Origin of the sequence: Paenibacillus athensensis (assembly GCF_004514475.2) — a bacterium.
GTDB lineage: Bacteria > Bacillota > Bacilli > Paenibacillales > NBRC-103111 > Paenibacillus_AL > Paenibacillus_AL athensensis.
On record NZ_MYFO02000003.1, the window covers coordinates 91,365 to 113,712 of the forward strand.

Below are 22,348 nucleotides of genomic sequence, written 5' to 3' on the forward strand. Positions count from 1 at the left end.
TGCTTGGACGACACCGGCGGGCGGGGCCAGGCGGGAAGTTTCCGGAAATAGGCGGAAAGCGGCATTTTTTGCTAAGGGGGTAGGTTTTCGCGGTGCCTTGTAGGATACTTAGGCTGACAGCAGGCGAGAATGGCATGGCTGCGGCATGGCGCGGCAGGTGATTACGGAAAAGGGTTTGCGAAATTTCATGAGCAGGAAGAGTAGGTTGTGGCAAAAAGGGACGAAGCTTCTGGTCGCGTTGACGCTGTTGACGGGAGGCGTTTCGCTGGCCGGGGGGCGGGTATCGGCAACCTCGGTGCTCGAGAGCGGTGCGGAACCGAAGCCGATCCCTATGTGATTGGAACGGCGGATCAGCTGAATCAGCTGCGCAAGTATCCAACTGCTTATTTTGTACTGAATGCGGATATCGATCTGGGCGCGTCATCTTATGCGACGGGCTGGACGCCCATCAGCTCGTTCAGAGGGGCGTTGAACGGTCAGGGTCATACGATCTCGGGGCTGAAGATCGTAGGAGCGGGGACGAACGTCGGTATGTTTGGTATGACCAGCGCTGCGGCGTCTATTGGCAATCTGGTGATCAAGAAATGAGCGGAGGCAAGCTGCTGCGCTCATTTGTCAACGCAACGCTTTTCCCGACGGACGGTACGAGCGGCTCCGGCTCGGTCGTCGGGCAGGCAGCGGGTGAGATTAGCGGCGTATTCTGGAACACGTCCAAATCGGGTACGCCCTCCAACGGCAGCGGAACCGGCGCGACCGAACGCGACGCAAGGCGAGCTGGATGCAGCGGCGACGGCGCTGGCAACAGCTGTGACGGCTTTCCGCAATGCGATGCACGGGGCGTCGCTGATTTTTGCCGAAGAGACGATGGACGGCGACAAGCATGTGCTGGTGCTGACGTATGATTATTCGCTGCAGGCGGTCACAGGGCCGTCCGCGTTCACGCTGTCGGCTGGCGGTCTGGTCGTAACGGGAGCCCAACTGGCTCCAGGCGATTCGAGTCAGGTCCGCTTGTTCGTGTCGGGGGTGCTGCCGGCGGCCGGCAATGTGACGGTGACAGCGGCCGGCTCGGCGGTTGTGCTCAGCGGCGGTGCGAACAATACGGCGGACAGCGTCGTCCACGTGCTGCCGACCGGAGTTGCGGATGCGCTGCGCCAAGCTTTGTACGGCAGCGCGCCGGGTTCAGGCGGACGGATCGATATGAGCGCAATCGCGCAGTATTTGCAGCAGCAATTTGTCGCTTCCGACAAGCACGGCATTGCCTACCGGACGCTGATTCAATTTTGCTTGCAGCAGATCGCGCCGTTGTTTCTGGGAAATAGTCCGGGCGGCATTTAATCTGACGGTTGCCGGAATGCCGTTTTCTCTATTCGGGGCGCGGGTTGACGCGTCGCAGTTGGCGACGGCTGCCAGCTATTGGCGGATGCGGCCGCGTGGAAAAAGCCTACAAATAGCCCCTTTCTTCGCAATCAGGCGAAGGAAGGGGTTTTTGGTATGGACATGCCCATACCAAATGACCCCGCCCGGCCGCAACCCGAGGGGATCACTTTTGTCGCTGTTTATGTTGAGCGTCGGCCAAAATGGGTGTAAAGGCGGTGCTCGCCAGGCGTTCGGTTACGCGCGTTTTCATGTGGCCGCGGTCGGCTGCGTTCGACTGTGCTTAGCGGCATGCGGTCGCGTGTGGCCGCCGCGCTTTGTCACATTTCAGTCGCGCTGACGGAGGAACCGCTTGCTCTCCCTGCGCCTGTCTGGCAAGCGTCTGTGCGCGGCGATTGCGCGTTGACAGCTTGTTATAGCCGCTGTAAGCGTTCGGCCAGCACGCGCAGCATGCTTTTCAGCACATTGGCATTCTGGAAGCAGGCGGTCAGCAGCATGTCCCGATGCACCTCCAGCAGCACAACATCCGTCGTTGCGCTGCAATCGGCCGAACGCGGACCACTGTCGATGACGGCCATTTCGCCGAAATACTCGCCTTCCCGCAATCGGGCGAATTCGGTGCTGCCTGCATGGACACGGATTTCGCCGCTGATGATCGCATACATCGTATCGCCGTAGTCGCCCATCCGGCACACGGCTGCTCCGGCGGGGTATTCCACCTCTTCCATAGCATGCGCCAGCCAGATAAAATCCTCCTCCGTCAAATGCACAAACAGCTCGATACGCTGGAGGGTCAAAATACGCCGCAAAATCAGCTCATGCTCAGAGGAAGCCGTCTCGGATAGGCGTCTGGCGGTGTTCGCTGTGGCGGTGTTTGCGTTCGCCTCTGTGGCTGGCGCAGCTTCGGCTGCCGGTGTTGCTCCGTCCGCCGGGTTCGTACGGTTTGCCTGGTTCGCCTGGTATGCGGCTGGAAAATCATTGGCCGCACGGGCTTCTTTCCCGGCTTGCGGCAAGGCTGCTGCCCCGGCTGGCGCTGTGGCTGCTGCCGCTCCGCCCGCTTGTCTGGCTCCGCCATTTTCCAGCTGCATACGCAGCCTGCGCGAAAGCAAACGCATGATTTCAAAGGCAATGCTGGTATGACTATACAAAATATCGTAGAAAATCGCTGAATCGAGCCTCCACAGCTCGGATTCGGTTTCGGCCCGCACGGTTGCAGTCCGCAGGCCCTGGCCAAAAAGCGCCATTTCGCCGAAGCAATCGCCCCGCTGCAATTCGCCGAGCAGCCGCTCACTGCGCCATACGCCGGCTTGCCCGCTGCTGATGATGTACAGGCAGTCTCCGGGATCGCCTTCGCTGACGATGGTTTGTCCAGCCGGGATGCGCAGCGGATGCAGGCGTGTGGCGATGCCGGCCAGCTCCTTGCTCGTCAGGCCCTGGAAAGCGGGGACGTTCTGCAGCAGGCTAACGCGTTCGATTCGTTCCGCTGTGGCGCTGAAGGGTGCGGGAGTCGGATGCTGGGCGGCCTTGTTGCCTGTCGCTTCCGGGGTTCGTGCGTCGGCAGCTCCCGTGCTGGCCTTCACCGCGTTGTTCGCCTCCGTACCAGCCGTCGTCGCGCTCGCCGCCCGTTCCGCGCCTGCCGCCTCAGCGCCCACCCGCGCCGCGCCTGCCACCTTAGCGCCCGCCATCGCCGCGCTCGCTGTCGTCGCGCTCGCCGCTGCGGCCGCCGCGTCGCCGTCGCCGTGGCCGCCCGAGCCCGCCACATACGCGGCGACCTCGCGCAGCCAGCCGTCCGCTTGCCCGGCGAGCCCGGCCAGCGCCGCCGCCCGCTGCGCGGCGTCCCCGGCTGCGCCGCCAGAAGGGCCGGCCGGCAGTCGCCGGGGCGCGGCCATCAGGCCGGCGAGCTGCGCTCGCAGCGGCCCCTGCACAGTCTGGTCGATCACCTCGGCGGCATTCGCCTGCCGCCGGGCGTCGCCCTCCGACCAGTTGACAAAGACGGCCTGCATCGTCGGCGCGTCGTAAATCAACGCCAGCCCGCGGAACACGCGCCGGCTGGCGGCAAAACGCAGCTGACCGACGATCGTGGTCAGCTCGACGCAGGACGGCAATCCGGCTAACGGAGCGGCTTGCGCCGCCAGCTCGTGATACAGCCGGATTTCGTCCGCAATCAGCCGCTCGACGGTGAGCGGCTGGACGGCCAGCGCGTTTTTGCGCATGCGGCAAAGCGCATCGATGATCCGGTCGCGCTGGTCAAGCGTCGCCGGCGCATAGCCGGCGAGCAGGGCGTCGAACGCCGCCTGCGTGCCGATGCGCTCGAACACGGCCGGCAGATGCGGTGCCAGTCCGTCGTCCTGCATCGCCTCGGCCAGCAGCGGCAGAACAAGCGCTTCCTCGTGCGCCGCCAGCGCATCAACGGCCTGCCGTCGGGTCGCCGCGTCCCGCAGACCGTCCAGCACCGCAGGAATCAGCGCCGGTACGCGCAGCGCCGCCGCCGATTCCAGCGCGCGCACGCGCACCTGCGGCGAGCGGTCGCGCAGCAGCCCGGCCAGCGGCTGATAAAAGCTGCGCACGCCGATCTGCCCGAACAGCCCGGCGACAGCGATCCGATGCGCATCCAGATCGCTGTCGATCAGCTCCTTGAGCCGCGCCACGGCGCGGAACATGCCGTCAATGCCGTAATATTTGACGAGCCCGGCAATCGCGGCGGTTTGCAGCTCCGGCTCCGGCTCGTCGAGATAAGCGGCGATGAACGCGAGGTCGTCCTCGCGGGCGCAAGCGGCCAGCGCGATCAGCGCCTGCGCGCGCACCGGCGTCGCCGCCGGGCTGTGCAGCAGTCTCCGCAGCGTTGGGGCCATCTCCGAAGCCGCCAGCTGCTCCAGATGCAGCAGCGCTTCCATGCTCACCTCCGGTGCGGGGTGAGCGAGCAGCGCCGGCAGATGCGGCGCGATATCGAAGCTGCCGAGCTGGCGCAAAAGGCGCAGCGCGTAGAGCGCCTGCCGCTTGTTCGGACTGGACAGAGCGTCGGTCAGCAAGCGCAGGCTGGCGGGGTCCATGAAATCCAGTTGCGCTTTTTGCCAATCATGCTTGCCTGTTTGCAGGGTGGCGAGCAGCGTGCGCAGATACGCTTTTTTCACCTTCAAGGCGGCAAAGACGCCGGCAGCCAGCAGCGCCAGCACGATGTAGCTGAGCTGGGCCGGCGCGAGCACATGCGACACGGCCAGCAAGCACAAGGCTGCGACGCCCTTGGCGCCGTTGCGGACGACGCCGTCGAGGAAGCTTTTGGCCCGGGTACGCCATTCCGGCGGAATGGGGAACATCAGCAACTGGCTGACCGAGGAATAAATCGTGTCGCCGACCACCTTGTCGCTGCCCTTAACGAGTACGGCCGTAGCCAGCACGGGCAAGGCTACGATGCCGAGGCTTCCCGCGAACAGGGCGACGGGAAAAATCAGCAGCGTCGTCATCATGCCCAAGCGGCTGATCAGCCAGCCTGACGCAAACAGCTGCACCAGCAGCGCCACAATGCCGGAAAAGCCGTAGAAGGTGCCCATAAAGCCGGCCAGCGCTTCATTTTGCAGACTTTCGCGCAGAATGCTTTTGAACTGATAGTCGATCAGCGTCAGCGAAAAGACAAGGGCGGCAGCCAGCACAGCGACATATTTCAAATACGGCACGTGCTTGAATAACCCGCCTTGACGCTCGCGGCCCGGCCGGACCGTACCCGATACAGCAGCAGACGCCTTGTCCCGCGTCGTCAGACCGGCTCCGGCTTCCGGCGCGGGCGGGTAACGCCGGCGAATCAGCGTGACCACGGCCAAAGCGGCAAGCTGCAGCCCGGCGTACACGTAGATCAGATTGGCCGTGCCGAGCAGCGGCACGAACGCTTTGAGCCCAAAGCCGCTGATGATGCTGCCGGCAATCCCGCCGCTGCCCACCAGTCCGATCATTCGCTTGGCCTTGCGCTCGTCCATCACGGCCGGCGCAAATTGCCAGAAGCAGACGATCATCAGGAAGTTAAACACGTCAAAGCCGATATAAATAACGGGAAATACCCAGATCAGATCGAGGCCGACGCCAATGCGCGACAGGCAGGCGAGCAGCGCGATGGCCGGAATAAGCGTCTGGATCAAGCGCTCCAGCCGGATTCTCGGGGCAAACCGCTGGAACAGCAGTCCGGAGACGATCATCGTCACCGCTTGCGGCAAATACATCCAGGAGAGCGCCGAGCCGCTGAATTTGCTCAAAAATAACGTGTCCGCCGCCGTCCGGCCAATGGTAGACGCTGAAGCGACGCAAAATAAATAGCCGAACAGCAGCACCGCCTTGCTGTATTCCGCGCGGTCCGCGTCAAAGGCGGCCGCAAATCTTTGTATGCTCTTGCCGGTATTCATAAGGAAGGGAGCCGCTCCTTTTGCACAAATGTCTATTATAGAAGTAACGTTCAATATACGGGCAACGTCCGCTATATGAGTAGCTTACACGCCCGTACAGGCAATGTGTAGGCAAAAAATTTACAATTGCTTAATATTTCTGCGGCGCGGAGATTGAACTATTTTAGGGTGCGTTGCACTTTATTATGCGAATGGGCACAAGCTATTGCACGCCATTCAGGCCTCATGTAAGTTAAAATTGTAGATATTAATGAAATCGTTTTCATTTTCATATGGAGGTGGGGCTGTCCAACGCGTCATTCCGGTCCGTGCGGTCCGTGTAGAAGTACCCATTTATAAGGGAGGTAATAGGAGTGTATTTAATGACAACTTCGGCTATACGAAAAGCAAACCGTCTGCTCGCGATGGCGGTAAGTCTGTTGATGCTGCTGAGCCTGATTCCGGTCGCGCTGGAAGGGCCCGATGCGCAAGCGGCCGGCTCGCAGCTGCTGTCGATGCGCAAGCCCGTGCTGGCTTCCTCGACCGAGGGCGCGAACGCCAAGGAAGGCGCTGTAGACGGCAACATCAGCTCGCGCTGGGCGAGCGTTTGGCAGATGGACCCGCAGTGGATTTACGTCGATCTTGGTTCGACAGCTAACGTCAACCGCGTTTATTTGAGCTGGGAAGGCGCTTACGCCAAGTCCTACAAGGTACAAATCTCCAGCGACGCCGTCAACTGGACGGATATGTATGCGACTACGGCAGGCGCCGGCGGTGTAAACGATCTGACCGGGCTCTCCGGTACAGGCCGCTACGTGCGCGTGCTTTGTCTGCAACGGGCGCTTCCGGATTTCGGCTATTCGCTGTACGAGTTCCAGGTCTACGGCGAATTTACGACTGCGCAGCCTCCGGCGCCAACGAACATTGCGCTGAACAAGCCGACGACGGCGTCAACTTGGGAAGTGCCGAGCTGGTCGACCGATCCGGGCGTCGTTTCGGCCGTGAAGGCGTTTGACGGCGATTATACGACGCGCTGGTCGTCCGAATCGTGGGATCCGCAGTGGATCAGCGTCGATCTGGGCAGCGTGCATACGATCGGCACCGTGATCCTGAACTGGGAAAACGCTTACGGCAAATCGTACGATATCCAGGTGTCGAACGACGGCACGAACTGGACAACTGTCTATCGTCAGCTCTACGGTCAAGGCGGCGTAGACACGATCAAGCTCAAAGCGGATGGCCGCTATGTGCGGATGTCCGGCTTTGCGCGCGGTACGGGCTTCGGTTACTCGCTATATGAGTTCGAAGTGTACGATTTCGTGAACGGCGACCCGGTTCCTCCGGTTCACATTCCCGACAAGCCGGTGCCGCAAGTTGTGAACGTGGGCGCAGGCAGCTACAAAACGAACGACATCACCACCACGACGCCCATCTATCCCGAGTATAAAACGTCCAACGTAACCGGACCGATCCCGTCCGGCGGCTGGTGGCAATCGATTCTGATCAAAAAGCTCAGCGACGGCATTGTGGCCCTGCCGCTGCGCGTGCAATACACGGACCAGGGGCTCAGCGTGATGAATCCCGGCTCCGGCTTCGTCTCGGCTGACGGCAAAACGGCCAGCACGGCCGGCGCGCCCGATTTTTATTTGATGGCAAACAACATCAATCCGCTGACGATGCTCGCCAAGGTCGACGGCTATGGCGACTACTCCGTCCGTTCCGTCCTGAGCGACGACAACAGCTTCAAAATGAAGTCGACGATCGTCAAGGGCTCTCCGTACGTATTTAATGAATTTACCGATCCGTCTTCGCCTTATCTGGTGTTGAACGGCACGGCAACGCGTTTCTTCGACGACGGCAACGCGACGATTCTCGGCAGCGAAGGCGCTACGGTGACAGCCGATCATATCGGCGTCGAAGTGACCAACGTCGACAGCGGCGGCAATAACCGCGTGCGGTCGTACGGGCTTTTTGCTCCGGCAGGCACCGTATTCAAAAAAATCAACGGCCGTCTGACCATGCAGCTCGGCAGCGGTCAGGGCTACCTGTCGATCGGTACGCTCCCTTCGGCAAGCAATCTGAACTACTATTATCAGCATGCTTATGCGTTCGTGACCGACACCCGCGCCAGCTACACGACTGAGGATGCGACGGGCCTCGTAACCACGACGTACAATTCGACTGTACAGCTCAAGCGCAGCGGGTTTTCGTCCGATTCGCTGATGTCGCTGCTGCCTACGCAGTGGAAGACGATTACTTCGGCGACGACGCTGACGACGCTGACGTATCCATCGATTCGCGGCACGATGAAGGTACATGAGGGCAATTCCTTTTACACGCAAAATAAATTCACCGGCATCATCCCGCAGTTCGGCGAGCCGACCGGCTCCACCGGCTACAACCGCGCGGACGTGATCAGCTACCTGAACAGCACGAATACGATGCTGGAAAACAACTACATGTGGGATGACCCGTATTGGGAGGGAAAAAACCTCCAGCCGCTCGCGCAAGCGGTGCTGATTGCCGACCAGATCGGCGAAACGGCGATCCGCGACAAATCGCTGACGATTTTGCGCAATATTTTGACCAACTGGTACCGTTATGACGGCGGCTGGCCGAACGATTATCCGTTCTACCTGTACTATACGCCGGAGTGGGGCGCGATGATGGGCGACGGCGGCGACCACGGCATGGCCCGCTGGCTGTCCGACCACCACTATGTGTGGGGCTACTTCATCTATGCTTCCGCAGTACTGGCTTCTTATGATAAAACGTTCCTGAACGACTACGGCGGCATGGTCGAGCAATTGATCCGCGACGTCGGCAACCCGTCCCGTACGGATTCGATGTATCCGTTTATGCGCGCATTCGATCCGTATGAAGGCGTATCGTGGGCGGGCGGCTATGGTGACAGCTATGACGGCAACAACCAGGAGGCGACCTCGGAAGCGCTGTTCGCTTATGCGGGCGAGTACTTGTGGGGCGTCATGACCGGCAACACGGCATACCGCGATGCGGGCATGTGGGTGTACGCTGTAGAAACGAACTCTGTCCTGCAATACTGGTTCAACTACGATCAGGATAACTGGCTCCCGAATTATCAGCATGGCGTAGCGGGGCAGCTGTATGGCAGCAAAAACTACTACGGCACGTATTTTGCCGCAGACGCCAACAACATTTACGGCATCCAATGGCTGCCGACAGCGCCGTACATGACGTATTTCGGCATTCGTCCGGATGCGGCGGCGCGCACCTATAACGCGTTCGTGGCCGACAAGGGCGGCTCGCAGGAGACGGGCTGGTATCACATCATTTGGCCGTTCCAGGCGCTGAGCAATCCGCAGGGCGCTTTGGCCAAGTGGGACCCGACGAAGATCGCCAACGACGACAACAACGGTAAAAAGGAATGGTCGAACACCTACTGGTTCCTGCATGCGTTCGACGCGTTCGGCACGCGTACCACTGATATCTGGTCCTCGAACTGGACGACGTATCAAATGTTCAAGAAAAACAATACGTATACCGCGAATATCTGGAACCCGACGAATACAACGCAATACGTCGTATTCCGCAACGCTTCCGGCAATATTGTCGGCACGGTTACGGTGCCTTCGATGAAAACCGTCGTCGCCAATCCGGTGAATGGCGTACAGCCTCCGGCAGCAAGCGGCCAAGCGGCGGCTCCGGTGTTCGGTCTTGCCGGCGGTACGTATAATGCAGCGCAGCTGGTGACGCTGACGAGCACGACGGCGGGCGCAACGATCCGTTATACGACGGATGGCTCCGACCCTACGGCCACATCGGCCAAATATTTGGGACCGATCAGTGTGGAGCAAAGCATGACGATCAAGGCGAAGGCGTTTAAGGAGCTGCTGAACGCTTCGGGCACTTCGACGGCTTCCTATACGATCAACGTAGCCAGCCAAGTGGCCGCTCCGGCGATTACGCCATCGGGTGGCACGTTCACAACGGCGCAAAGCGTAACGATCAGCGATGCTACATCCGGCGCCACGATCCGTTACACCACGGACGGCTCGACGCCGACAGCGTCAAGCGGCACGGTATATGGCGGAGCGTTTACGGTCTCGGCCACATCGACGATTAAAGCGATTGCTTATAAATCGGGCATGACCGATTCCGCCGTGACGACAGCTGTCATCACGATCAATACAGGCGGCAGCGGCGGCACGTACACGGCACTGTCGCGCAGCGGCTGGACGGCTACATCCAACCCGACGAGCGGCGACGCACCGGCCAACCTGCTGGATGGCAGCCTGACGACGCGCTGGAGCACGGGCGCAACGATGACGAACGGTCAATACTTCGTGGTTGATATGAAATCGGCGCAAAGCTTCAACCGCGTCGTGATGGATTCCACGAATGCAGCAAACGACTATGCCCGCGGTTATCAAGTATTTGTGTCGAATGACGGCACGAACTGGGGCAGCGCAGTCGCCAGCGGCACAGGCAGCACAGCTGTAATTACGGTCGACTTCGCCGCTCAATCGGCACGTTACATTAAAGTCGTGCAAACCGGCACCGCTTCGAGCTGGTGGTCGATCAACGAATTTAATGTGTACTCCAACGGCAGCGGCGGCGGTGGCGGCGATACGCAAGCGCCAAGCACGCCAAGCGGCTTGACAGCAACAGCGACATCGAGCAGCCAAATTAATCTGAGCTGGACAGCTTCGACCGATAATGTCGGCGTAACCGGCTACGATATTTACCGTGGCGGCACGCTGGTTGGTTCCAGCACCACAACGTCCTACAGCGACACAGGTCTGACGGCCTCGACAGCTTACAGCTACACGGTCAAAGCGAAGGACGCAGCAGGCAACGTATCGGCAGCCAGCAGCGCAGCGAGCGCAACAACGCAAGCTGGCGGCGGTGGCGGCACGTACACGGCGCTGTCCCGCACGGGATGGACGGCGACGTCCAATCCGACAAGCGGCGACGCACCGGCCAATCTGCTGGATGGCAGCCTGACGACGCGCTGGAGCACGGGCGCAACGATGACAAACGGTCAATACTTTGTGGTTGATATGAAATCGGCGCAAAGCTTCAACCGCGTCGTGATGGATTCCACGAATGCAGCAAACGACTATGCCCGCGGTTATCAAGTGTTTGTGTCGAATGACGGCACGAACTGGGGAAGCGCAGTCGCCAGCGGCACCGGCAGCACAGCCGTGATCACGGTCGACTTCGCCGCTCAATCGGCGCGTTACATTAAAGTCGTGCAAACCGGCACCGCTTCGAGCTGGTGGTCGATCAACGAATTTAATGTGTACACGAACGGCAGCGGTGGTGGCGGCAGCGATACGCAAGCGCCAAGCACACCAAGCGGCTTGACGGCCACAGCGACATCGAGCAGCCAAATTAATCTGAGCTGGACAGCTTCGACCGATAATGTCGGCGTAACCGGCTACGATATTTACCGTGGCGGCACGCTGGTTGGTTCCAGCACCACAACGTCCTACAGCGACACGGGTCTGACGGCTTCGACCGCTTACAGCTACACGGTCAAAGCGAAGGACGCAGCAGGCAACGTATCGGCAGCCAGCAGCGCAGCGAGCGCAACAACGCAAGCCGGCGGCGGTGGCGGCACGTACACGGCGCTGTCCCGCACGGGCTGGACGGCGACGTCCAACCCGACGAGCGGCGACGTTCCGGCGAACCTGCTGGACGGCAGCCTGACGACGCGCTGGAGCACCGGCGCAGCGATGGCGAACGGCCAATACTTCGTCGTCGATATGCAGTCGGCCAAAACATTCCGCCGCATCGTGATGGATTCGACGAACGCAGCTGGCGACTACGCCCGCGGCTACCAAGTATTCGTGTCGAGCGACGGCACGAACTGGGGCACGGCTGTAGCCAGCGGCACAGGCAGCACGCCTGTGATCACGGTTGACTTCTCCAGCCAATCGGCGCGCTACGTCAAAGTGGTGCAAACCGGCACGGCGTCGAGCTGGTGGTCGATCAACGAATTTAACGTGTATAACTAAGCGATCGAAAGTCCGCTGCTGTACATAGCAGCGGATGCAAAGAAAAAACCTCCAACCCCACTTTTACAGTGGTTTTGGAGGTTTTTTCGTTCTAATTCGGACAACCCTTCTTGGTTGGCCATGCGGCGCAACGCTTATACCAGCGTCGCCAAATATTCTTCAAGCTGACTGAATGTGCCCTTAAAGCCTTGTTGGAGCATATCCTTGGCGCTGTCGAATGTTTGCAGCTCCTCTTCGGTCGCATCCAGCGGCGTTCCGTGCATCGTGACGATCGTCCGGCCGTCCTGCTCCTCCAGCGACCAGGTATTGAGAATTTCCAGCGGCCACGTGGCGCTGAACGGGGCACGGACCGTGTTGCCTTCGGCGTCCGAGAAGGAATTGGTGAACACCAGCTTCTCCGGCGCAGCGATTTCGCGGTAGACGAACTTGCCCCACATGGTCTGGCCGTTAGCGCTTTGCGAATACAAGAACATACCGCCGGGCGTCAGCTCCAGCTTAGCGACATGCATGTCCCATCCCTTGGGACCCCACCACATTTTCAAATGCTCAGCTTCCGTACAAACGCGAAATACGAGCTCACGCGGCGCGTCAAAGGTGCGGGTAATGATCAATTCAGCAGGATTGGACATAGATATACCTCCGGTAAGGGTGTATGGGGTAGGCAGAACGAGCCAGCTACGGCTCGTCCTTGCGCTGCAATTGTTTCAAATAGGCTTCCAATCGGTCGAAGCGTTCCTCCCACATTTGCCTATATGCGTTCAGCCATTGATCCATTTCGATAAAAGGCTGGGCGCGCAAGGCGTAGATGCGTCGGTTGGCAACAGGCTGCACCTCGACCAGACCGGCTCCATGCAGAACGCGCAGATGCTTGGAGACCTGCGGCTGCTGCAGCGCCAATTGCTCGGCGATTTCTCCGACGGTCAAAGGGCCGTCGCGCAGCAGCTCGACGATATGCAAACGGTTAGGCTCAGAGAGGGCGCTCCAGGTGGAAACGTTCATGCTCATGCGGCTGCGCTCCTTCCTCTCAAACAGGCCCGAAGGACGGCCTGTTTCGTGTAAGGACTATATAGAAAGCTTTACGCAGCAATACCCTTGTCAGGTCGGGATACCGCTGCCTTCATCTTCTTATGATAGCACACATAGGAGCCGGCGATAATGGCAAAACCGAGAACGAATACGACAGCTCCGCTGAGGTCTGCGCCGCTGGCGACAGTCGAGTAAGCCGCACCGGCCAGATCGAAGGTCAAGCCGGCGTAAGCCCACTCTTTGACGCGCGGGAAGCCGGGGATAAGAATGGCGATCAGTCCGAGCAGCTTGGCCGCGCCAAGGAACGGCAGCAAATAAGACGGATAACCCAACTGCTGGAACAGCTCAACAGCCGCCGCCGAGGAAAACAGATCGGGAATCGAGCCGAATCCCATCAGGGCAACCAGTAAAACTGTGCAAATCCAATACCAAACCGTTACTTTTTTCATCATTCATTCGCTCCTTTATAAATGGTGGAATTTTATCGACTTGCTGGCTGCGCTGTGGCGTTACATGGTCGCCAAATGTGCTTCCAGACGGTCCAGCGTCGATTTTGCGCCTTCAACGGCACCGTATTCGCTATGGCCTGCTCCAGCTCAGCGGCTGTGCGGAACGTGGTCGTCATGTTCAGGACGGTGCCGCCGTCCTGTTCGTCGAAGGTCACAACGACATGGAAGGCGTCGTCGGCATCGCCGCCGCTGCCGTGGGCGTACACCAGCTTTTCCGGGTTGACAATTTCCTCGTAGACGATCTGGTTGTTGTAATCAACGCCGTCCGGGCCGTGCATGACGTAACGCCAGATGCCGCCGGGCTTGACGCTGATTTCCCGTACAGTGGTGGTGGTGAAGCCTGCGGGACCCCACCACCGGGGCAGATGCTCCGGATCGGTCTAGGCGCGGAACACGAGCTCGCGCGGAGCGTCCAAGGTACGGGTGATGCGGAGGATGCGACCTTCTATCGAAGTGGCGATGGTGCCGGTATTCATCAGCTGAAGTCTCCTTTCCATAAAATAGTTTGGATGTTGTGAAAACAATATACCATGCATGGAATATTCCTGTAAAGGAATATTTATAATTTATTTTAATAAGCGGAATTTAGTGCAAATCGTGCAATATGAGAATCATAGAAAATATTTATGATAAATATTTGCAATATAATGCTAACATATTTCCTATTTTGCCTCATAATGCTATATTAGATGTAAGGGCTAGTAGTGGATGGGCGGCGCTGCGATGGAACGGTTCAAGCAGCGGCACGGCAGGAAAGGAGGGCATTAGCTGAGAGGCATGGCAGCCTGCATGGAAATGAAAGCTCTTACATTTGTGGCAGCACGAGAGCATTCGCAGCTCTGGCTGCAGAGTGCGGCCTGCACACGCCGGTTAGCCGGCAGCTCCTTGTCGCGAGCCGTGAAAAGCGCGCAGGGGTGACAGCGGCTCCAGGGCCGATTCCCCGCTCCGGGAGTCGTAAGCGGTACGGAACAGCGAGTCCGCGAAGCTGCAGCGTCGTTTTGCCAGATATGAAAACGTTTACTTTATCATGAAAGGAATGAGATTGATGAAATTGGCCTCACCCAAGAAACGGAAGCGCTTCAAGCGCACGACTTCGTTTGTTGTTATTTTGTCCCTGCTGGCCGGCTTGCTATGCACGGTTGCGCCAGTAACGAGCCTGGCTGCCGACCCTGGCAAGATCGAAGCCGAGAATTACACCGCGATGAGCGGCGTTCAAGCAGAGGCCTGCTCGGAGGGCGGGCAGGATGTCGGTTATATTGAAGCCGGCGATTGGATGGATTATACGGTGAATGTGCAGACGGCGGGTACGTATACGGTGGATTTTCGCGTATCGAGCCCTTACTCCGGCACGCAGCTGCAATTGCAAAAATCCGGCACGGCCTTGGCTACCGTAACCCTTCCCAACACCGGAGGCTGGCAAACGTGGCAAACCGTAAGCGCTTCCGTCAATCTGGCGGCCGGCAGCCAGACGCTGCGTGTATACGCGGTTTCGAACGGCTGGAATTTCAACTGGATGAACTTTACCTCGGTTGCGCAGCAAGCGGCGACGCCGGTGTTTAGCCCGGCTGGCGGCACGTATACGTCGGCGCAAAGCGTGACGATCACCAGCGCAACGTCCGGGGCAACGATCAAGTACACGACGGACGGCTCGACGCCAACTAGCGCTTCCGCTACGTATACAGGCGCAATCAGCGTTGCCGCCTCGCAGACGCTCAAAGCGATCGCGACCAAATCGGGTATGACCGATTCCACCGTTGCGACGGCGTCTTACACGATCAATGCCGCTTCCGCGAATCTCGCGCTGAACAAAACGGCAGTCGCCTATTCCGTTACCGGCGCCAATACAGCCAGTCTGGCGACGGACGGCAATCCGGGCACGCGCTGGGAGTCGCAATTCAGCGATCCGCAGTGGATATACGTCGATTTGGGCGCAAGCACAACCGTGAGCAGCGTGAAGCTGGTCTGGGAAACAGCGAGCGCCAAGTCGTACAAAATTCAGGTCTCGACGAACGCAACAAGCTGGACCGACGTGTACACGCAAACGAACGGCGCGGGAGGGACCGAGACGATTTCCTTTACGCCGGCCACGGCCCGCTACGTGAGAATGTACGGCACCGTGCGCAATACGCAATATGGCTATTCGCTGTGGGAATTTGAAGTCTACGGTCAGGCTGTCTCCAAGGTAGCGGCCCCGACCTTCAACCCGGCTGCCGGCACGTATGCTTCGGCGCAAAATGTGACGATTACGTCGGCCACGTCCGGCGCAACGATCAAGTATACAACCGACGGCTCGACGCCGACGAGCGCTTCCGCTACGTACACGGGCGCAATTAACGTCGCTTCCTCCAAAACGCTCAAAGCGATCGCGATCAAATCGGGCATGACCGATTCCGACGTGTCCTCGGCAGCGTATACCATTAGTGCGGCTACGGCGGTAAATATTCCGATGACCGGGCCTTATGTGCAATATTTGGAAATGAGCCTGAGTCCGGCCGATCTGAACGGCGTGACGACGCTCAAGTCGCAAAATACGACGATCAGCCAGACGCTGCGCTACAATGTCGGCGATACGGTCACGATCGGCGTCAATTACATGGTCGAGCAAAAGCAGGTGCAGTTCCAGACGACCGACGCCAACGGCAACACCGTACAAGGCAATCCGTTGACGTTCACGGCGCGTGCCAATTCGGCCATCACCGTGCTGGTTACCGATCCGGCCGCGGCCGCGATTCCGGTCTTCACGCCGGCCAGCGGTACGTACACCTCGGCGCAAAATGTAACCATCACGACCGCGACCTCCGGCGCGACGATCAAATACACAACGGACGGCTCGACGCCATCCTCAGCTTCCGCCACCTACACCGGCGCGATCAATGTCGCTTCGTCCCAGACGATCAAGGCGATTGCCATCAAATCCGGCTTGGCCGATTCGCCGCTCGCGACCGCCTCTTATACGATTAGCGGCGCCGCCGTCAATCTGGCTTTGAACAAATCGGCGACAGCGTTTTCAGTTACCGGGGCCAACACCGCGGCTATGGCGACCGACGGCAACACCGGCACGCGCTGGGAATCGCAATTCAGCGACCCGCAATGGATTTACGTCGATTTGGGCGCAAACAATACGGTCAGCGGCGTCAAGCTGAATTGGGAAACAGCCAGCGCCAAGTCGTACAAAATCCAGGTTTCCACCAACGCAACGAGCTGGACGGATGCCTACACGCAAACGAACGGCGCAGGCAATATCGAAAATATTACGTTCACGCCGGTCACAGCCCGTTACGTGAGAATGTACGGCACCGTACGCAATACGCCTTACGGCTACTCCCTGTGGGAGTTTGAGGTGTACGGGCAAACGACGCCGCTGCCGCCTAAGGTCGACACGCCTGCATTTTCGCCTGCCGGCGGTACCTATACCTCGGCGCAAAGCGTGACGCTGACGAGCGCAACTTCAGGCGCAACGATCAAATATACCACCGACGGCTCGACGCCTACGACTTCTTCGCCGACGTACACGGGAGCCATCAATGTATCGGTAACGACAACGATCAAAGCGATGGCCATCAAATCGGGCATGACCGATTCCGATGTCGCAACGTCGACCTATACGATTTCCGCCTTCAAGGCGCTGTCTCCGATCAACGGGCAGATGGTGACGAATACCCGCACCCCGGTTCTCACGTGGGAAGCCAAATCGGGCGCGACGAAATACGAGGTGTGGATCAACCTCTCCCGCACGGATTACGATTGGAACGCATCGGGTAACCTGCTTGACCGTTACACCAAGGTCGGCGAGGTGACGGGCACCAGCTTTACCGCGCCTTCGCTGGTCGACCGCTGGACCTACAAATGGTACGCGGTAGCCGTGGACGGCTCCGGCAACAAAAGCCAATCCAGCATCGGCCAGTTCAGCGTGTACTTGCCGTATATCGAGCAGGTCGCCGACGGCATCAATCTGATTAACGGCATGCGCGATTTGAACAAAAACGGCTCGATTCAGCCCTATGAGGATTGGCACAATCCGATCTCCACGCGCGTCGACAACCTGATGTCGCTCATGACGAACGAGGAGAAAATCAACCAGTTGTTCTTCTCGCCGGATACGATTGACGCGCTGAATGCGCAGGCCGGCTTTGTTTTCTCCTATGGTACACAGGACTTTATTACACAGGCGCAGACCAAGGTAGCGCAGACGCAGCGATTGGGCGTGCCGATTGCTTTTACGGGCGATAAAATCCACGGCTGGAAAACGATCTTCCCGACCGAGCTGGGCCTTGCGGCAACCCGCAACCTCAACCTGGCCTGGCAGGTTGGCGATCTGCAGCGCAGAGAGCAAAAAGCGTGGGGCTTCACCGGCTCGCTGTCTCCGCTGGCTGAAGTAGATACGAAAGTGCTGTATCCGCGCTTTCAGGAAGGCACCGGTGAGAACGCCGAATATTCCGCGGCGATGGTCCGGGCGATCATTACCGGCATGCAAGGCGGACCGGAAATCAATCCGAAATCGATGATGATTACCGTCAAGCACTGGCCGAGCCAGGGCGCGGGCGGCGAACAGACGATTACGTATGACAGCACCACGATCAAGTGGCATATGAAAACGTGGTATGCGGCAATGGACGCTAATCCGGCTACGGTCATGCCGGGCTACGGCGGAGCTCCGTTCCTGGATCCGACCGGCCAAGGCGCAGGCACAAGCAAGCCGACGCTGGACTATCTGCGCAATGTCATCGGCTTTAACGGCGTCGTCATGACGGATTGGCTTGCTTCGGCAACCGACACGTCGGTCAAAAGCATCAACGCCGGCAGCGACGTGATGGGCGGCGCGATGGCTTCGGGCACCGATTTTAACGCGCTGATCAGCTCCGTCGGTTGGACGCGCTTGAACGAAGCGGTGCGCCGGGTGCTCGATCTCAAGTTCCGTCTCGGTATGTTCGAGAACCCGTACGGCGATCCGGACTATCCGACGACGATCTGGCACAGCACCGAAAGCAACAACATCGTTACTGAAGCGGCGCGCCAATCGCTGACGCTGCTCAAGAACAACGGCGTTTTGCCGCTGAAGCCGAATAACGGCGATACGATCGTGGTAGCCGGCCCGCGCGCAACCAGCGACGATATGGCTAACGACAACATTGCCAACGTCATCTGGCAGTCGATCTATCACGATAACCCGGCCGCCAAATCGTATTTCCAAGGCATCAAAGACCGCGCCGGCAGCGGCGTGAACGTGGTCAGCGACGCAACGACAGCCAAAGCGGCAGTCGTCGTACTCGGGGAAAAAAGCTACACCCACGGCACCGAATGGCCGGATAAGCAAATTACGTTCCCGGCCGATCAGATTGCCGCCATCGACAAGTACTACAACCGCGGCATTCCTGTCGTAGCCGTCATCGTCATGCCGCGTCCTTACGTGCTGACCGACATTCTCAGCAAATGCGCGGCAGTCGTCGTTGTGTATCGTCCGGGCAACGGCGGCGGCACAGCTACCTCCCAGCTGCTGTTCGGCGATTATACGCCTAAGGGCAAATTGCCGTTCCAGCTTCCGCGCTCGGTCGATCAAGTCGGCACCGACGTGACCACCAACCAACTGGAGCAGTGGGATTTGCCGTATGATCTTGGTGCAACCGAAGCGGAGCGTACGCAAATCCGCAACTATATCAACAACAATCAATCCGTTCCGACCAACTTCGGCAATCCATTGTTCCCTTACGGCTTCGGCTTGCAGAGCTTTACACCGTCTTCTTGATCGCAATTTCAAAAGCTGTTCCACAACGCCCTCCGACGAGCCGTCGGGGGGCGTTGTGCGTCGCCGTGCGTCCCGCCATGCGAGCCGGGCTGCGCAACCCGTTGCGTGTTCGTTACCAGAGCAACGCTTGCCAACGGTCGTGGGGCCGTGGGCGACGCAAAGTACCCGTGATGAACGGCGGCGCTTTGGGCGTCCTTATAAGGGCCAACTTTTTTTGCAAATAGGCGAGTTGATGTGATCTTTTTCACAATGCCCATGCAGTCGGCGCGTTATACTGAAACCATCAAGAACGGGGAGATGATCCAGATGATGAACTGGTTAAGAACAAACAAATACGCTGCGGCGCTGCTCACACTGGTACGGCTGTATGTAGGGTATGAATGGCTGATCGCCGGCTGGCACAAAATCACCGGAGCCAAAGCCTTCGATGCCACCGGCTTTCTGAAAAACGCCATCGCCAAGCCGGTGCTCGAAACGGGCACCACCGATGCGGTGTATCCGAACTTCGTCGCTTTCCTGAAGCATTTTGCGCTGCCGAACGTCAAGCTCTTTAATGTGCTGGTCCCTTGGGGAGAATTGCTGGTCGGACTGGGCCTGATTCTCGGCTGTCTGACCACCGCCGCTGTCTTCTTCGGCCTGTTAATGAACCTGATGTATATGCTGGCCGGTACCGTAAGCACGAATCCTTGGCTGTTCGCTCTGGGCGTCATCGTGATCGCCGCGGGAGCCAACGCGGGCAAATTCGGCGTCGACTATGCGGTGCTGCCTTACCTGCACAAATGGTTTGACAAAGCCTGGGAGCGCCTGTTCCACAAGCCCAAAGGCGGCTTGACTCATTAACCTTAAAGCAACCTTCCCTCAAATGCAGCAGACGGATGCAGCAGACAGGTACAGCAGACAGGTACAGCAGACAGGTGCAGCAGACGGGATACGCCGAAAGACCGGGAGCGCAAGCTTCCGGTTTTTTGGCTTGGTCCGCCGAATGGTGGTGGCATAACGCTCAGGAGCCGCGCGCACGGTGAGATCCTTGGCTGTTCGCTTCGGGCGTCATCGTGATCGCCGCGGGGCTAAGGCGGGCAAGTTTGGCGTCGACTATGCGGTGCTGCTTACCTGCACAATGGTTTGATGAAGCCTGGGGCGCTTGTTCCACAAGCCGAAAGGTGAATTGTCCTGTGGGAGTGGACGTTTTTCCGATTTTGTCTTTTCAAAAGAAGACACGGTCTCCCCCTGCATGCTCACGATTTTGGAATCGTTGGATCGCCCGTATTTAGTATATATGATCATCTATGCGCCTATATATTGTGTTTTCGGAAAAAGGGGAGTCGAGAGGATACCTATACCTTCATGTCCACTATTTAAAAGACAAATCGCACAAAATGTCTACTGGGAGAGGACGTATGCCGCGTACCCCTGCCCCTTGGCGCAATCACGCCGCCCCGATGCCAAAAAACGCGGTTTGCCCAACCAGCCTGCTGCCAAGCTGCTCAGGCGCGCCGCGCCCTCTTTTTATAGCAGGTCCTGCGACCTGTCTTTTGTAAGCTTGCACCGCGCCGGGTGGCGTCGTCGTCAGGAAACCGGCTTTGCGTCAAATCCGGCAAATTTCCCGCGGACAGGCGGGGAACGACGGGCACTGGCAGATGGATTTTAACTGATTTAACGATTTCACCAAGAGGCAGCCGCCTTCGATTTCGACGATGCCGTCCGCTTTCAGATCGCTGAGCATCCGATTGACGCTCTCGCGGGTCGCGCCGATGAATTCGGCCAATTCCGTATGGGTCAGCTTCATCGTGATGCGGATACCCTCCGGGGTAACGACGCCGCAGGTATTGCACAGCCGGATCAGCGTCGAGGCGAGAGCGCCGGGTTTGCCGAAGAGCAGCAAATCGCGGAATTTGGATTGCGTGGTCCGATGCTGCAACGCCATCCATTTGGTAAAAGCGACGGCAAAGTCGCCATGCCGGTGCAGCAAAATTTCCAGATCCTTTTCCTGAATGACGCCGAATTCCCCGTCCTCCATCATAACGGCGCTGTACTCGTACACGCTGCTGCCAGTCAGACCCAGCTCACCGAGCAAATCGCCGCGCCGTTGGATGGTCAGGTTGACGGTTTTGCCGTCCTCGGTCGTTTTCGTCACTTTGACGCTGCCGGAACGAACATAATACAGCTTGCCCGTGGCGTCGCCTTCCCAGAACAGGCGCTCGCCGGCTTTCGCTTTTTTCGGATACATCAGCTCCTCCAGCAGTCCAAAATGCTCCTTGGTAAAAAATGCAGCCGCTCCCCAAGCCGTCGCAGCCTCGCAGCCCGCCGTGCCTCTGCAATCTGAATTCATCGTCATCGTCATTTCCATTCCGCCCTCTCATGTTCATCTCTTGCTTCTATCATAACGCGCGCCAACGCGGCTTCCCATCGGGTAATCCCCTGAATATGCAGCTGGCATTCCCTGATCTTTCCATGAGAAAAATCACACCGTTTGGCCGCACAACGTCAGGAGCGTGTGCGCAAACGCATAGCATGGGGCGTTCTTCAGGCTCATGCGCTTTGCGCGAAACGGTCTTTACCGGCCTTTGCCGGTGTTTGCCGGGCCTTTGCCGCCTCGCTGGCGCCGGGCTCTTGCGGACCTCGACAGGCTTTGTCGGGCATTGAACATGCAGCGGCGGGTTGTACGGCGGGATTAGCGCGCCAGCTTCTGCTCCGCGGGGGAATTCCCTTAGAGATTTCTCATGGTATTCCCCGAATGCAATCGAACCGCCGCGGGATTACAATAGAATCAGAGAAACGGCGGGAAGGACGCCGTGGATGAATGTCGACAGACAGGCAGGGGGGAAGCGTTATGGATAGCTTTGAGGCGCAGCTGCTGGGTGAGCTGGAACGGTTACGCGTCGAAACCGGCAGCGATGTGGCGGCTTACGCCGCTCCGGCCCGGCGGTCGCCGTTATGGGGCTGGGTGCGGGTGGCCGGCGAGGTCGGGCGGCGGTTTGTCCGGATGGCGGTGCAGCCGGGACGGGGGCTGGTTGGCGCTGCGCTGCGCACCGGCCGTGCGGTCGTGCTTGATCGGCATCGCGATGCCGCCGATTTGCGGCGTGAAGACGCCGCGCTGCTATTGACAGAGCGGCTGATTGCGGCTGCGGCTGCGCCTGTGCTGCGGGACGGTCATGCGGTTGGCCTGCTGCTGCTGGCTTCGCGCAGGGAGCGCGATTACGGCGTGGACGATGTGCGCTTGCTCACGGAGTCGGCGTTGCGGCTTGGCGAGACTTCAGTCGCAGGAACGATGTAAGGCCGAAGCCCGGTGAGGATATTCGGCGTTTATGCTACAATAACGGCATGAGG

At 59.0% G+C, this 22,348-nt stretch carries 12 protein-coding genes; 6 read left to right on the plus strand and 6 right to left on the minus strand.

The window, feature by feature from the left end; all coding sequences use genetic code 11:
• Positions 1-207: 207 nt before the first annotated feature.
• Both B5M42_RS06960 and B5M42_RS06965 read left to right on the plus strand, forming a co-directional pair.
• The gene (locus B5M42_RS06960; RefSeq protein WP_134753933.1) at positions 208-588 is read left to right on the plus strand and encodes a hypothetical protein; all 381 of its coding nucleotides are present in this window, start codon (positions 208-210) and stop codon (positions 586-588) included.
• 93 nt (positions 589-681) lie between these two features.
• Positions 682-1,335: a hypothetical protein gene (locus B5M42_RS06965; RefSeq protein WP_134753935.1), complete on the plus strand. Its 654-nt coding sequence runs from the start codon at positions 682-684 to the stop codon at positions 1,333-1,335.
• A gap of 452 nt (positions 1,336-1,787) precedes the next feature.
• Here the strand turns inward: B5M42_RS06965 and B5M42_RS06970 are convergent, their stop codons facing one another.
• Positions 1,788-5,762, minus strand: coding sequence for an Npt1/Npt2 family nucleotide transporter (locus B5M42_RS06970; protein ID WP_134753937.1), 3,975 nt, complete (start codon positions 5,760-5,762; stop codon positions 1,788-1,790).
• Between the two features lie 362 nt (positions 5,763-6,124).
• Here B5M42_RS06970 and B5M42_RS06975 point away from each other — a divergent pair, with 362 nt between their 5' ends.
• Positions 6,125-11,743, plus strand: coding sequence for a discoidin domain-containing protein (locus tag B5M42_RS06975; protein WP_230632779.1), 5,619 nt, complete (start codon positions 6,125-6,127; stop codon positions 11,741-11,743).
• Between the two features lie 134 nt (positions 11,744-11,877).
• On the opposite strand, the gene B5M42_RS06980 is transcribed toward B5M42_RS06975, so the two are convergent.
• The 4 genes from B5M42_RS06980 to B5M42_RS06995 all read right to left on the minus strand — a co-directional run bounded on the left by B5M42_RS06980 (position 11,878) and on the right by B5M42_RS06995 (position 13,643).
• A complete protein-coding gene (locus B5M42_RS06980; protein WP_134756722.1) occupies positions 11,878-12,372 on the minus strand; it encodes an SRPBCC domain-containing protein in 495 nt (164 codons plus the stop codon).
• A 46-nt stretch (positions 12,373-12,418) separates the two neighbouring features.
• Positions 12,419-12,748, minus strand: a complete 330-nt coding sequence (locus tag B5M42_RS06985) for an ArsR/SmtB family transcription factor (protein ID WP_209280786.1) — start codon at positions 12,746-12,748, stop codon at positions 12,419-12,421.
• 71 nt (positions 12,749-12,819) lie between these two features.
• Positions 12,820-13,221, minus strand: a complete 402-nt coding sequence (locus B5M42_RS06990; protein WP_230632781.1) for a DoxX family protein — start codon at positions 13,219-13,221, stop codon at positions 12,820-12,822.
• A gap of 29 nt (positions 13,222-13,250) precedes the next feature.
• Complete coding sequence (locus B5M42_RS06995; RefSeq protein WP_230632800.1) at positions 13,251-13,643, minus strand: SRPBCC domain-containing protein; 393 nt, start codon at positions 13,641-13,643, stop codon at positions 13,251-13,253.
• Positions 13,644-14,323: 680 nt separating this feature from the next.
• On the opposite strand from B5M42_RS06995, the gene B5M42_RS07000 reads away from it, so the two are divergent.
• Positions 14,324-19,021: a chitobiase/beta-hexosaminidase C-terminal domain-containing protein gene (locus B5M42_RS07000; RefSeq protein ID WP_167690247.1), complete on the plus strand. Its 4,698-nt coding sequence runs from the start codon at positions 14,324-14,326 to the stop codon at positions 19,019-19,021.
• 306 nt (positions 19,022-19,327) lie between these two features.
• Positions 19,328-19,861: a DoxX family membrane protein gene (locus B5M42_RS07005; RefSeq protein ID WP_209280785.1), complete on the plus strand. Its 534-nt coding sequence runs from the start codon at positions 19,328-19,330 to the stop codon at positions 19,859-19,861.
• Positions 19,862-20,606: 745 nt separating this feature from the next.
• Here B5M42_RS07005 and B5M42_RS07010 read toward each other — a convergent pair.
• Positions 20,607-21,368: a Crp/Fnr family transcriptional regulator gene (locus B5M42_RS07010; RefSeq protein WP_230632782.1), complete on the minus strand. Its 762-nt coding sequence runs from the start codon at positions 21,366-21,368 to the stop codon at positions 20,607-20,609.
• Positions 21,369-21,851: 483 nt separating this feature from the next.
• On the opposite strand from B5M42_RS07010, the gene B5M42_RS07015 reads away from it, so the two are divergent.
• The gene (locus tag B5M42_RS07015; protein ID WP_167690245.1) at positions 21,852-22,295 is read left to right on the plus strand and encodes a GAF domain-containing protein; all 444 of its coding nucleotides are present in this window, start codon (positions 21,852-21,854) and stop codon (positions 22,293-22,295) included.
• Positions 22,296-22,348 lie beyond the last annotated feature (53 nt).